Here is a 13,546-nt window from a genome sequence, read left to right as displayed (position 1 = left end):
AGAAGTCTTATTTAGGTGCTGCTGAATAGATGAAAATTCCCTTATTAACAAGGATTTTCGCTGTTTTTGTCGAAGTAACGTGCACAGGAACGAATACAAAGAGACGCAAAAACCTTGCACCTGGAGGGCGAAATCATGTACCACCATTCGGAACATCAAATGCTTTTACCCGATGACTTTTTTCTACCATTCGGAGGCAAACTGAACCCAGATAACCGTTGGGTTGTGCTGGCAAGCATGATCCCTTGGTGGAAAGTAGAAGAAGCCTATATGGATACCCTGAAAGACCTGACCCAAGGGAACCAAGCGTATTCGGTCCGAATGGCTCTGGGTGCTTTGATTATCAAGGAAAAACTAGGCACGAGTGATCGCGAAACCGTTGAACAGATCGTCGAGAATCCGTATCTTCAATACTTCCTGGGTCTGCCTGCATTCACGGAAACAGCACCTTTCGACGCTTCATCCATGACGCACTTTCGCAAACGTATTTCCCGTGAGATGATCGATCAAGTCAATGCGTGGATCGTGGAAGACCAGCGATCCCAAACAGATGGTGACGATGACGATGACGATGATGATCACCACAATACGCCATCGACCTCTGCTCCCTCTGATGAAAAAGAGGGGAAGGAAGACGCCCCGAGAACCCATCAAGGGAAACTCTTGATTGATGCTACGTGTGCGCCCGCGGATATCACATACCCAACGGACTTGAAACTTTTGAATGAAGCCCGTGAAAAGTTGGAAGCGATGATTGACGCCTTGCACGAACCATTTCGCGGAACACAGAAGAAGCCACGAACTTATCGGAACCAAGCGCGACAATCATACCTGTCCATTGCTAAGCAGAAAAGTCCGAAACGCAAAAAGGTACGGAAAGCGATTCGAAAGCAGCTGGGTTACGTGAAACGAGATCTCAACCATCTGAAAGAGCTGTCCCGTCCATCCGGCATCGAGCGCCTCAGCAGCAAACAGTACCGTGAACTTCTTGTCATTCAGGAATTGTACCGCCAGCAAAGACAGATGTTTGAAACCAAGACCAACCGAATTGACGACCGGATCGTTAGCATTCATCAACCCCATGTTCGGCCGATTGTTCGTGGAAAAGCGCATATGAACGTGGAGTTCGGCGCCAAGTTGTCCATGAGCCTGGTAGACGGATGGGCGTTTCTCGACAACTTGCAGTGGGATGCGTATCACGAAGCTGCTGATCTCCCAGGTGCGGTGGAAGCCTATGTGCAGCGCACGGGTGTCTATCCCAAAGCTGTTTTGGCGGACAAGATTTATCTCACACGTGGAAACCGAAAGTACTGCAAGGAGCGCGGGATTCGCCTCACGGGTCCCAAGCTGGGGCGCCCGCCCAAACAAGCATCCAAAGAGCAAAATCAGATCGAGAAGCAGGATGCCGCAGACCGAAATGCCATCGAAGGGAAATTCGGTGAAGGCAAGCGCACCTATGGTCTCGGTCTTATTCGAGCATGCCTTCGAAATACCAGTGAAACGGTGATTTCCCTTCAAGTGCTCGTCATGAATCTCTCGAAAGACCTTCGGGAGCATTCTTTTTTTATTTTTTTCATGGATTTGGATCCTGGCGTTCAATATTCAAAAGGCGGTCCCACGGTTGCGTGAATGAACGGTAGGTCATTCAGCAACCTCTATTTAGATTGTCGAATCGAACAGAATTTCCACTAAATTATTATTTGTCTTTAACTGATCATACGATCTGGCATTGTATATCTATTTGGTCAAAACATGACGACAGGATTTTATCCGATTTAAGCAATAGAATTCTGACTCGTAATTTGTATAAAGTAGTAGAGTCAGACATGGATGAATTTGAATGGTTTGAATTTATTGAGAGCATTGAGAAAAAGACAGACCTCCCTCGAGACTATTGTTTTTTAAGGGATAAGCCTCAAAGTAGCTCATATAAGGACCCTTATCTGGGAAAACAAAGAGGTAAGAAAGAATCAGAAACGGAACAAGAGGCGACAGAACAAATTTTTTTATTCGACCGTGACGGCACTTATACTGAGTTATCACAAGCCTCTGACATCATTAATACTATAAGAAATGGTAAGATTACCTCTAATAAATTATATGTTCCGGAAGAACTTTTACCGTATATAGAGGAAAAATTAAAATAAACTGGAGGAATAAAGATATGTTTGCTAAACAATATCGATTACTTGCGTTGGTAGATGCTCTTGGTAAAATCAAGGGTAGAAAAAAACTGCAAAAAATTGTTCACTTGTTAGAGCACTCCGGAACTGACTTCTTCAGTAAATATGAGTATCATCATTACGGTCCCTACTCCTCAGATTTACAGATGGAAGTGAATGATTTATACGACCAAGGTTTTTTAGATGAGTCGATGGAAAATGAAACTTATTGTTATTCTATAACGGAAAGAGGAAAAGTATTTAAATCGAAACTGGAACAAAAATCACAAAATGATGTCAGGTTTAATTTTCCATCTGAGCATGCTTCAAACATGAATGAAAAGAGTTCGCAATTTCTTGAAGTAGTAAGCACCTATGCTTATCTTTTGGACACAGGCTATCAAACGTCTGATGCTTATGACAAAACAAATGAACTAAAACCTCACTTAAAACACTTACTTAATCAGGCTGTGGAGTATTATAACTATCAATTATTAAGAGAATGACAGTGCGAAACCGACAGACATCTGCCTGTCGGTTTTTGCGTATTTATATTTCTGAGTCGTCTATTTCCTTTGTTCATCTATTTTTTACACAAACTATTTTACTTTGTCATTTAGTCAAACGTTAAAAATCATTGTAAAAATAAATGTAAGGAAAAGTACAATCGAATTAGCTACCTCTTCGTCTGGTATTACCGTATATATTGCCAGGGAAAAAGATATAAAATCCCTTTTGTCTTGCCTTTCCTCCGCCCTTTTTAGATCCTCTTTGATTTCCATTTGATTAACTTCTATTTTTTTATTACTTTTAACTAAATCGTTGGTATAAGTTTTAAAGCTATCTAAAACTGTTGCGAGCTGTTCACTTGCATCCTCATTATTTTGTATATAATCAGTAACATCACCTAGTTCCTCATCGTGGAGATATTCGCCTACAAATTGCTGCAAATCGTCTTCTTCATCTATATATCCTTGGCTATTTATTTGATCTCGAGCATTCACTGCACTCTGACGAAAAACTTCAGTGCTATTATAAAAGTTGTCTAACAAATCAGCATTTATACCTCTAACTGTGTTGCTTATAAAGTCGGTAAGATTGTTTAAGCTTTCTTGAAAATCTGTCAGAGCAAAATTTTGAACGGGTAACGAGATATCCGGCATTGGGCTAAAAGAATTTGCTATTATTTGTTGGTTTTCTATCATCTTTGTCATACTATCTGACACTAAATCCTTTGAACTTGTAATAGTACTAATACTTGGCATGTCCATTGTTGGGATTTCTATATTAGGGATTTCAATTTTTTCCGCAATGCTTGTAAATTGAGTCAATGAATCTCTAATCGCTGATGGTATTTCTAGCGATTTTCTTAAATCAGTCATATTAATAACCTGGCCATTGTTTTTTTCTACTTTAAGATAGTCCTCTTCGAGACCTAGTAGCATTTCCACTTCTTCGCGATATAAGCTTAGTCCATATTCTTTTGATAGCTTTCTTATAAATTCTTCTCCGTCTAGAATCCCATTTTCAAGCAGAAGTTCAATTGCTTGTCTGAGAGCCACCGGTTCTTCTAGATATTTTGTGTCATCGAATGGTTCTATGGTTCTCCAATTTCTTTTGCTGATTTGTCTCTGCAGATAAGAATATTGGTTAGTACTGATTACTCCTAACCTATGAGCCCTTACTATCATTGCGCTAATTGATACTTTCCATTTCTTTTTAAGATGCTTATAATAATTCAAATTAACAGGGTGCATGGAAACATCTTTTATAAAGGCATCTCTTGGAAGTAAAAAAGCTGAGGCAAATTCGTTCGCTTCTTCTTCAATTTTTTTGAATTCCTCTTTAGTGATATCATCAGTGTTTAATTGAGGATCATGTAGAACTTTATGTGCTAACTCATGAGCTGCTGTAAACTGTCTACGATAAAATGATCTTTTATCGTCACCTAATACAATTACATAGTAATTACTACCTTTTATGTCCTGATTGCTCCCAAAAGCATCTATTGCTTTATTATCTGTTTTTAATGCAGTCAAAACAAAGCCATTCTCTTCTAGTAGCTGAACCATATTATCAATTGGTTCCTCCATGATATTCCAATGACTTCTGATTTTCATCGTAACGTCTTCTATGTCATCAGTGTCATCGATCGATAAATTAGGGAGATCCAACTCAGGAAAATCAATATACTCTTCGAGGAGGTGTCGGATAACGGTCAGGTACTTAATGCGATCGTTTTGCATTTTCCTGTCTCTTTTTGTAGTTGAAAGTAAAGATTTAAAATAGGTGTTTCCAGTAGTTACTTCTAAACCTGATTCGTAAAAATAATCCTTGGGGAATTTCAGTATATCAATAAGTTTAAGGAGCATCTCAAACGACGGAGCAGATTTGTTGTTTTCATATTTAGAGAACATTTGTTTGCTTATATCTAATTTGTTGGCTAGATCGGTTATTGAATACCCTCTATATATTCTTGCCTCCCTCAACCTATTGCCATTAAAATTTGTTTTCTCCATATTTTTAGCCTCCACACATCCTTTAACAGTGCTTATACCAGAAATCCCTTCCCTGGTTCTATTTATCCGGAGAAAGAATTTCTGGTACGTTGTATTAGCCCCTATCTTTTTCAGCATTTCTTTTTCGCGTTGAAACAATTTGTTTTTCTTTCGGTGTATATTCCTTTTTCAGATTCGGGATTTGTTTATTTCCAGGATTAGAAGCGTCGTTAAACCCAACTACACTGGCATCTTCAAAATCTGGCTTAATATAATCACTTAAATCAACGGATTGAATCAATCGGAACTCTGATGAAAATATGCCAGCTTCCACCTTTGTTGCTTTTCCATTTTCCTCAGCCAAGGTAAGTATCACTACTTGATCGAATCTATCGTAGTCATCCCCAATTATGTCAATTGCTTCCAGTCTCCTTCTGTCGTTGTATCTTTCAATCCCTTCATCAAATAATGAAAATTGAAAGGGGTCACCTTCTGAAGGGCTGACATAAGTATCAAGGTGTCGATTTTTTAAAAGAAGGGCGTGGAAATAATGCAATTTATCTTTTCCAAATTTACGTCTAACGCTCTCAAGGTTTTTTTCCTTAGTAAACAAAAATAAGGTTTTTCTCTTATTATCCAGCAACATTGAGAATCCCCATATGCCTCTTTTGGCTGAAATGCCTTCGAGTTCTTGGAAATCATTTTCTAACAGATCTAATCTTGAAAACCTTTTGTCCCATGCCGCAAAATGTCTGCTATTAAAAGTAGATGAGAATCCATGGTAGGATTGAATTTCATATAGAGTTGGTTGAACATTATCAGAAAAAGCTCGAACCATTGCTTCTGTGTAGTTCGGTTCTTCAAAGTTTATCAGATTCATAGAATCTCTCCTTTGTTGTTCGTATAATTATTTTACATTATATCCAAAAAAAGTCAACCGAAAATTCGATGTTTAGATAATTAATCAACCATAAGATTTTCTTTTTGCATTTGAAGATATTACTGGTCGTGAAGCAATATAGGCATTTCCGGAATGCGTGTATGAATGAAGAAGCATGAAGAGGCCGGATTCACAGTCGGGGATTGTTTAATCTTGTATTGTGCAAACACTCTAGAATTTATTTGAGGGAATAAGTGTTTGTATTTGAATTTGAGATTTGTTACTATTATTATATATAGTCACAATTGGTTTCAGAAGTTGTAGGTGGATCCCGATAATCAGGGTTACACACTTGGATTTTATCCAGCACTAGATTCGGAGATATTGCAGTCCGCCCTGTACATAAACCGATGCACCACCAGCCTTTGAGATTTCTTTTAACGAAATAAAATCATTACCACCTTAGGAGAGGGTGCCCTCGTCGTCTCTAATGATTTGGAGACACTGGGTCTTTCACGATTTCTAGGCACCCAAGCGCGTGAACCGGCGCTATTTTATCAGTACAGCGAAGTCGGCTACAACTACCGGATGAGCAACATCGTCGCCGGTGTTGGGCGTGGTCAATTGGAGGTGCTCGATCGATACAACCGGATTGCGCTTATGCCGGAACTGGAAGAAACGATATCCAACCGTTGGCTCAATATTGACGGTGACTCCCGAGGAAGCGGGTATTACCCACTTGGACATTATCGAAGCGCTGGATGCGGATAACATTGAAGCGCCCTTGTAGGAGCTACTGTACGTACAACCGTTGTTTGGAGGTGCGTGGTATTATGAGCATGATAATGGGCGGAGTGTGTCTGATGATCTGTCCCGGTATGGGCTGTGCTTGCCTTCTGGGTCGAACATGAGGAGGAGCTGGAACGGGTGATTGAGGTCGTTGAAGGATTGTTTAATTGATCATTTCCGCAAACTTGTAGTATGTTAATGCAACCAAGACTTGACGCCCCAATGCAGGAGCCACGAACGACCGACGGAGTGCTCATAGAAGCGTTTGCGTAAAGAAATTGAGAATCCACCGTCGCATTAGTAGGCATTGTGTATGAGGGCGTGGAGCATTGTTCACATGAGGGATATGGGCGTTTTTGATAAATCATTCAGCATGGACCTTTTTCGTCTTCTGAGGGGATAAAATTTTAAATTGAGGGATAGATATGCGTGCAAAATTGAATACAAGTATTCGTAAGTATTTAAATCTACTTATAAGGTTCTTATATAAATTAGAAAAACAGTTGATGTCGAATGATATAAACGATAGAAATGATAGCAGTTATTCAGATTTAACACCACAGAACGATATAGATGGAAAGGAATATTTCAGGGCATTAAATTACGCTTTAGACAATGATAATGTCACAAACATCGCGGTTACTGGGCCCTATGGATCGGGAAAAAGTAGCGTTTTGCGTACATATGAAAAGAAGGAAGAGAGTAAAAAATTTAAGTTTTTGAACGTGTCGTTAGCATCATTTAAGCTAGACCAAAATGACACTCAAACAATTGAAAGTAGTATATTACAGCAAATGTTTTATCGTGAATCTTCTAAAAATATTTCTGGATCTAGGTTTAAAAGGATAAATAAAATAAGATTAAGAGAGACGCTTTTTGCGTTGCTTATCGTATTGTCAGCTTGTATTTCAGGGTTATATATATTAAATCCGGAATTTATTGAAATTCGTCTTGGAAATTTATTTTACACAATGGAAAATGGTATAAATGTAGCGGGATTATCTATGTTTATTATTTTCCTGACAGCTCTTTCAATTATCTTTCATAAAGGCTATAAATTAGTTAAATATAATTTGAGATTAAATAAAGTGAATATCAAAAACTGGGAGTTTACTTCGCATAATAAAGAAGATTCAATCCTAAACAAGTATTTAGACGAAATTATTTATTTTTTTGAATCAACTAAATATGATGTTGTAATATTTGAAGATCTTGATCGATTCAACAATGAAGATATTTTCACTAAGCTTAGAGAGATAAACAATTTGTTAAATAACTCTGATAAAATTGCCAAAAAAATCGTTTTCTTATACGCTGTAAAGGACGAAATGTTTACGAATAATGATTACAAAAATAAAACTAAATTCTTTGATTTTATAATCCCTATCGTTCCAATAGTAAACGCTTCTAACTCGTATGAGATATTGAAAGATAAAATCAACGACAAAGTACATGAATCAGAAGATAAACCAACAGAACGCTGCATTAGAGAAGTTTCTGTATTTATAGAGGATATGAGAACTTTAATAAATATATCTAATGAATTCATATTATACCATCGTATTTTAGGAGAGATGCAATTAAATTCTGATAGATTGTTAGGTATTATCACCTATAAGAATGTTTATCCTAAGGATTTTGCCGAATTGTTATTAGACAGAGGGATGATTTACACAGCTTTTCAAAGGAAGCAAAAATTTGTGCAGAAACAGGTAAGTGACTTTCAAAAGAAGCAATCAGAAATTGAGGACAGAATAACACAAATCAATTCAGAGCAAATCAAGAACATAGAAGAGTTACAAACGATTTATTTATCTGCACTACAAAGAAAAAATAATGATCAAAGCAATATTTTAGTAGATGGAACTAATAGAAATATTTGGAATTATGAAGGTGAAAAAGAACAACAATTTTTAAACGAGCTCACCAATGCTACAGTTATCAAAGGGGCTAATAATCGACATAAAATTCCATTTGATGGTATTAAAACAGCCTTTGGTAAAAAGGAAAATTATTATGATAGAGAAAGAAAAATTCTAGATAAAACTAAAATTGATCAGTTGAGAGAAAAAATTGAACAATTAAATTTAGAAAAAGAAAGAGTACGGAAATTGCCGTTACAGGATCTTCTGAATAACGATGATAGTTTTGAAGTCTTAGAAGAGATTAAAGAAAACAAGCTATTGGTATTTTTGCTTAGAAGGGGTTATATTGACGAGAGGTATCAGGATTATATCACTTATTTCTATCCAGGAAGTGTTACAAAGAATGACATGATATTTATTAGAAGCGTATATAATCGAATAGGATCAGAATTTAATCATAAATTAACTAATATACGGGAAGTAATAGAATCTTTGCATAATAATGATTTTGAAAGAAAAGAAGTATTAAATTATGATTTAGTAAGTTATATTATAAAAAATAGATATCAAAACAATTATCGCTTTAAAGCAATAATCAAACAGCTAGTGGACGGATCCGATGCATCATTTATATTTATCGATGGGCTGCTGACGAAAGCAAATAATAAGGTTATTTGGAATGAATTACTAGAGAGAGAATTATTAAAATATATAATTGACGAATCGTATTTTTCCATTACTAAAACCTACAGCTATTTAATTGACATTTTTTTACATGCCGATATAAGTATAATTGAATCTGTGAATTATGATTCGAAGTTAACGAATTATATTTCCAGTACTGAAAATTTTTTAGATTTAATTGATGAAGGTTTGCATGAAAATCAATACTTATCTGGAGAAGCGGGGGACGAAACTCCACAAATTAATTATTCTCGAATCAAAGAAGCAATTAAGGTCTTGGATGTTGAATTTAAGCTTTTAAATAACCCAAAGAATAAGTTTAGCTCTGAGATGTTATTTTATATATACAATAATAATTTGTATGATTTAAATGTAGACATGATAGGAGTAATGTTAGATCACATTGGTGATATTACTAATAACCAATTAAATGATTTAAGAAAGTCAAACTACACTATTATCCAGGAATCAAACTGTGACCAAATGAAAGACTATATTATGGAAAATATAGAAGAATATATAGAAAATGTTGTCATTGAATTAAAAAGTAATGTTGAAGAAAGTGAATACGTGCTAGTAGAGTTACTAAATAATCCAAACATAAACAACTATCATAAAGAGGAGATGATCAAAAGTCAAAAGAGGGATATTGAAATGGTCACAAAAGTAGAGGATCAGGAAATGTGGAACATGTTAGTTGATAATTCTAAGCTTATTCCAAGTTGGTTTAACGTAATCAGATACTATCAGTATACCAAAGATATTAATGAATCTCTGATTAACTTTTTGAATGAAAGTAAAAATTATCAACAGTTATCTAAAATTGACATAGATGCTGACCAGGAAATAGAGGATAATGAAATTAAGGAATTTGTTGGGGAACTTTTATTTTGTGAAGATATTTCGGTGGAAAGTTTCAGATGTTTGATAAAGAGTATAACATGGGATTATGAAGATCTTGATACTGAAGGGCTATCAACATATAAAGTTATAGATTTAATCAAAAATGATGTGATGACGTTAACTCCAGCTAATTTTTCTAACCTTAAAAAGTTAAATGCACCGCACCATATAACGTTAGTAGGAAACAATATAGATAATTTTATGTCTAATCCCTTAAAATATGATTTAGCCCCCGAGGATGTAGAACATTTATTGAAATCTGAAGTTATGAACAATATTTCGAAGGTAAATCTATTGGAAATGTATACAGAATCCAATAGCAGCAATCAGATTGAAGAAATTTTCAGCACTGAATATACAACTGATCTAATACTAGCACTCATGGAATCAAGTATAAGTAAAGAAATCCTTGTACTTATACTTATCCAGCAAGTGGATATTTTAGATATAAATGACTTGACCAGCTCTTTAAATTCACTCGGAGAACCCTATTCACTTATAACAGTATTCGGCAAAAAGCCGGCAATTGTCAACAATGAGGTTAACCAAAATTTAATGACTGTATTAAAGCAACATGATTATATATTGTCATGGAAAGAAGAAAACAGCGATAAAATTAGAGTTCAAAACAAAAAGGGGGGAAAAGTAAAGAAGTAAAGTGAAGAAACGGGTAAACACTTGTTTACTATTTTATGTGGTCCAGCTGCGCAGGGAGTAGGGGCAGTTATTATATAGCTTCGACCTAAATCGGATTGCGCCGCTAGGCAAGAACACGAAAGAACTTGAGAAAGAGTTGACGGAATACAACGGTTTTGTCGGTGCATAAATAATTAACTCCGGAACATCGCTATTCATTAGGCATCGAGACATCTTTAAGTAGACGAAGGGGATGTTGTTTTTGCTCCTCTCTTTCGTTTGTGGCTAAATATCACATTATTCTAACCGTAAACCTTTATATTTTTAAGTATCAAATCAATCACTAAAAAACCTTGAGCGAATGTTACTCAAAGGAACATTATTGTTTTCGTATAGAAGCCTGCAGTGACATCTCTGCAGGCTCCCCAACCGAATTATTTTACATATTTTCTTAGTTTAGCTAGTGCTCCTTTTCGCCAGCCTTTCACCGTTTCCACGGAAACGTTGTACTTGGCCGCGATCATGCGCGGGGGAAGATCGTGCACGGCGTGCTCGATGACCCAACGTTGTTCACGGTCGGATAACATGTTCAAGTAAGGGGCTAAGGTGTCTAAATCTGGCATCCAGGATTCTGTCTCTATGCGCACTTGAGCAGGCTCCTGATCATCGGGACTGAACGAATGCCGATCATAATAATTGGCATCCTTTTTCAGCATCGTCAACATTTCTCCTCTGACACGAAGGAAGGCATAAGCGGGGAAAGGTCCTTTTTCACCATCGTGATGTTGGTACGCAAGCCAAAGTCCTACATACCCGGCTTGCAAAAAGTCCTCATGGTTGCTGTGAATGTGGAGGCGTTGAAGCATCCCATGCACTAACGGTGTGTACTGTTGATAAATTTGCTCAAATGAATATTGTTGACGGGCCGTTTGGTAATTGTTCACGGTAGTTTCTTTCCGGAACGGCGCCGTCCCCCTAAAAATTCCCCAAGGTAATTTTTACTATGGCACCAAATGATTCGGAAATCACTATAATTTCTGATAATTAGCAATAAAATATAAACCGGGTACGTGACGGTGATTGGGAAGGTTGTGGCGGGATGAAGCGGTGGGTGCGATGTTATGTACTGTATTTCTGATGATACGTTAGTCCTTTTCCCACCCGATAAGGGCCCTTTCTCTTCATCATAATTAATCGGAACAAATGTTTGCATTTTAGTCTGAGGTGTGATACGATTGCGCTAAGGTAAAGGAACAAATGTTCCCTTTGAGTGAAGGGGAGAAAATTGATGGCAAAGGGCATATCATATCATAATAAAGATGTGTTGTTTAAGTTTTTAGGTGAACTTTATAAAGATGCCACGTTAAATGCTTTTGGCATTAAAGGATTACCGAAAATCAGACAATTATTACCGACGACCATGCCGAAAGTTAGGGCCGATGAGAGACGCACGGATACACAGTTCCTTTTGGACGATGGGTCGGTCCTCATGTTGGAGTATGAGAGCAATAATCGCACCGACGAAAACCATATCAAATATCTCGACTACGCCCAGCGAATTTTAGATCGAGAATATCAAGAAGTAAAAATGGTAAGAGCCATTCGCCTCGTAGTCATATATACGAGCGATGTGGCAAGTGTTGGAGAGCAACTGAACGCAGGTGATGTTGGGATCCAGTCAAAGGCTGTTTTGCTGTGTGAACATAATGGAGACGTGATCTTGGAGAAAATAAGTGATAAAATAAAGAGAGATGATGAATTAACCCGTGAGGAACTCATGCAGTTGAGCATGCTACCTTTAATGCACAGCACAAAGTCCCGAAAAGAAATGACACGGGAATCCGTTAATTTAGCAAGAAATATACCGGATGAACGGGAACAGGTTCAAGTCATCGCGGGTATACTGACAGCAACTGATAAGTTTGTGGACGACGAATTTTCTACCAAGATAAGGGAGTGGTTAAGCATGACGAAGGTTGGGAGGATTATTGAGAAGGAGATTGAGCAAGAGAGAGAAGCGGCTATAGCAGAAAACACGCGAAAATTGGCAAAGGAAATGCTAAAGAAAATGTCGGCAGAAGAAGTTGCTGATATAACAGGACTGGATTTAGAAGAAGTCGAAAAACTCAAAGAAGAAGAATGAGGGGCTAATTTCCAGCCCCTTTTTGAGTAAGTATAATATAAGATTTGTAACATTTAAATAGGATGCTCCCTTTAATGCACAGTGAGAAGTCTCGCGAAGAAATGGCACGGGAATCGATTAATTTGGCAAGAAATATACCGGATGATAGGGAACAAATTCAGGTTATCGCGGGTATACTGACAGCAACCGACAAATTTGCGGACGATGAGATTTCTCCCAAAATAAGGGAGTGGTTAAGCATGACGAAGGTTGGGAGGATTATTGAGAAGGAGATTGAGCAAGAGAGGGAAGTGGCTAAAGCGGAGAATACGCGAAAATTAGCGAAGAAAATGCTGAAGAGATTTTCAGCTCTTTTTATTGGACGCGTGTCGATTTTCCGGACTGTTGTGGTGAAGGAAAAAGCGCGGGATCCCGAGTCCGTTGCTACAGATCGTATGCTTAAAGAAACGTTAGCTTGGCGTGCGCGCAAAAACCAATTAACTAGTTTACAATAAATTAATTATGTCATTATATCTAGGCAACAATAACTGCATTTTTTTCTTAAACAGTTTCGGATCATGCGCGGGGGCTGATCGTGCACGGCGTGCTCGATGACCCAGCGTTGTTCACGGTCGGATAACATGTACAAGTAAGGGGCTAAGGTGTCTACGTCTGACATCCAGGATTCTGTCTCTATGCGCACTTGAGCAGGCTCCTGATCATTGGGACTGAAGGTATGCCGATCGTAATAATTGACATTCTTCTTCAGCATCGTCAACATTTCTCCACTGACACGAACGAAAGCATAAGGGGGGGAAAGGTCCTTTTTCACCATCGTGATGTTGGTACGCAAGCCAAAGCCCTACATATCCTGCCTGCACAAAGTCCTCATGATTGCTGTGAATATGGAGTCGTTTAAGCATCCCATAGACTAACGGTGTGTACTGCTGATAGATGTACTCGAATGAATATTGTTGACGGGCCGATAGATAATTACTCACGGTAAA

11 protein-coding genes and 1 pseudogene are annotated in these 13,546 nt (G+C 37.6%); 7 read left to right on the top strand and 5 right to left on the bottom strand.

The annotated features are described in order from the left end of the window. The first annotated feature begins 135 nt into the window (after nt 1-135). The 3 genes from DT065_RS04110 (at nt 136) to DT065_RS04100 (ending at nt 2,668) form a co-directional block, all read left to right on the top strand. Nucleotides 136-1,629 carry an IS5 family transposase gene (locus DT065_RS04110; protein ID WP_227002721.1) on the top strand — a complete coding sequence of 498 codons (1,494 nt, stop codon included), beginning with the start codon at nt 136-138 and terminating at the stop codon, nt 1,627-1,629. Between the two features lie 197 nt (nt 1,630-1,826). Continuing rightward, the gene (locus DT065_RS04105; RefSeq protein ID WP_114371131.1) at nt 1,827-2,147 is read left to right on the top strand and encodes a hypothetical protein; all 321 of its coding nucleotides are present in this window, start codon (nt 1,827-1,829) and stop codon (nt 2,145-2,147) included. Between the two features lie 17 nt (nt 2,148-2,164). Then, complete coding sequence (locus DT065_RS04100; protein WP_114371129.1) at nt 2,165-2,668, top strand: YwgA family protein; 504 nt, start codon at nt 2,165-2,167, stop codon at nt 2,666-2,668. Nucleotides 2,669-2,782: 114 nt separating this feature from the next. Here the strand turns inward: DT065_RS04100 and DT065_RS04095 are convergent, their stop codons facing one another. Together DT065_RS04095 and DT065_RS04090 are read right to left on the bottom strand one after the other, a co-directional pair. Beyond that, the gene (locus DT065_RS04095) at nt 2,783-4,681 is read right to left on the bottom strand and encodes a helix-turn-helix domain-containing protein (RefSeq protein ID WP_160112397.1); all 1,899 of its coding nucleotides are present in this window, start codon (nt 4,679-4,681) and stop codon (nt 2,783-2,785) included. A 94-nt stretch (nt 4,682-4,775) separates the two neighbouring features. Further along, nucleotides 4,776-5,540 carry a DUF5986 family protein gene (locus DT065_RS04090; RefSeq protein ID WP_114371126.1) on the bottom strand — a complete coding sequence of 255 codons (765 nt, stop codon included), beginning with the start codon at nt 5,538-5,540 and terminating at the stop codon, nt 4,776-4,778. Between the two features lie 495 nt (nt 5,541-6,035). Between DT065_RS04090 and DT065_RS04085 the strand changes: the two genes are divergently transcribed. After that, nucleotides 6,036-6,311 (top strand): DegT/DnrJ/EryC1/StrS family aminotransferase, encoded by a 276-nt coding sequence (locus tag DT065_RS04085; RefSeq protein WP_237220091.1) that lies wholly within the window; start codon nt 6,036-6,038, stop codon nt 6,309-6,311. A 443-nt stretch (nt 6,312-6,754) separates the two neighbouring features. After that, nucleotides 6,755-10,438 (top strand): YobI family P-loop NTPase, encoded by a 3,684-nt coding sequence (locus DT065_RS04080; protein WP_114371122.1) that lies wholly within the window; start codon nt 6,755-6,757, stop codon nt 10,436-10,438. A 413-nt stretch (nt 10,439-10,851) separates the two neighbouring features. Here DT065_RS04080 and DT065_RS04075 read toward each other — a convergent pair whose 3' ends face one another. Continuing rightward, a complete protein-coding gene (locus tag DT065_RS04075) occupies nt 10,852-11,361 on the bottom strand; it encodes a sigma-70 family RNA polymerase sigma factor (protein WP_114371120.1) in 510 nt (169 codons plus the stop codon). Nucleotides 11,362-11,705: 344 nt separating this feature from the next. Between DT065_RS04075 and DT065_RS04070 the strand changes: the two genes are divergently transcribed. Further along, the gene (locus tag DT065_RS04070) at nt 11,706-12,560 is read left to right on the top strand and encodes an RpnC/YadD family protein (protein ID WP_114371118.1); all 855 of its coding nucleotides are present in this window, start codon (nt 11,706-11,708) and stop codon (nt 12,558-12,560) included. Between the two features lie 74 nt (nt 12,561-12,634). Beyond that, on the top strand, nt 12,635-13,054 hold the full coding sequence (locus tag DT065_RS04065; protein WP_114371116.1) for a hypothetical protein: 420 nt from the start codon (nt 12,635-12,637) through the stop codon (nt 13,052-13,054). Between the two features lie 5 nt (nt 13,055-13,059). Here DT065_RS04065 and DT065_RS19245 read toward each other — a convergent pair whose 3' ends face one another. Then, nucleotides 13,060-13,392, bottom strand: coding sequence for a hypothetical protein (locus DT065_RS19245; protein WP_227002832.1), 333 nt, complete (start codon nt 13,390-13,392; stop codon nt 13,060-13,062). Nucleotides 13,393-13,414: 22 nt separating this feature from the next. Further along, a pseudogene (locus DT065_RS19805) lies at nt 13,415-13,462 on the bottom strand (hypothetical protein); the annotation flags it as partial. Nucleotides 13,463-13,546 lie beyond the last annotated feature (84 nt).

The sequence above is a fragment of the Salicibibacter kimchii genome, from assembly GCF_003336365.1.
Taxonomy (GTDB): domain Bacteria; phylum Bacillota; class Bacilli; order Bacillales; family Marinococcaceae; genus Salicibibacter; species Salicibibacter kimchii.
Note: the sequence above shows the minus strand (reverse complement) of the source record. Positions and strands in the feature narration are given on the sequence as shown.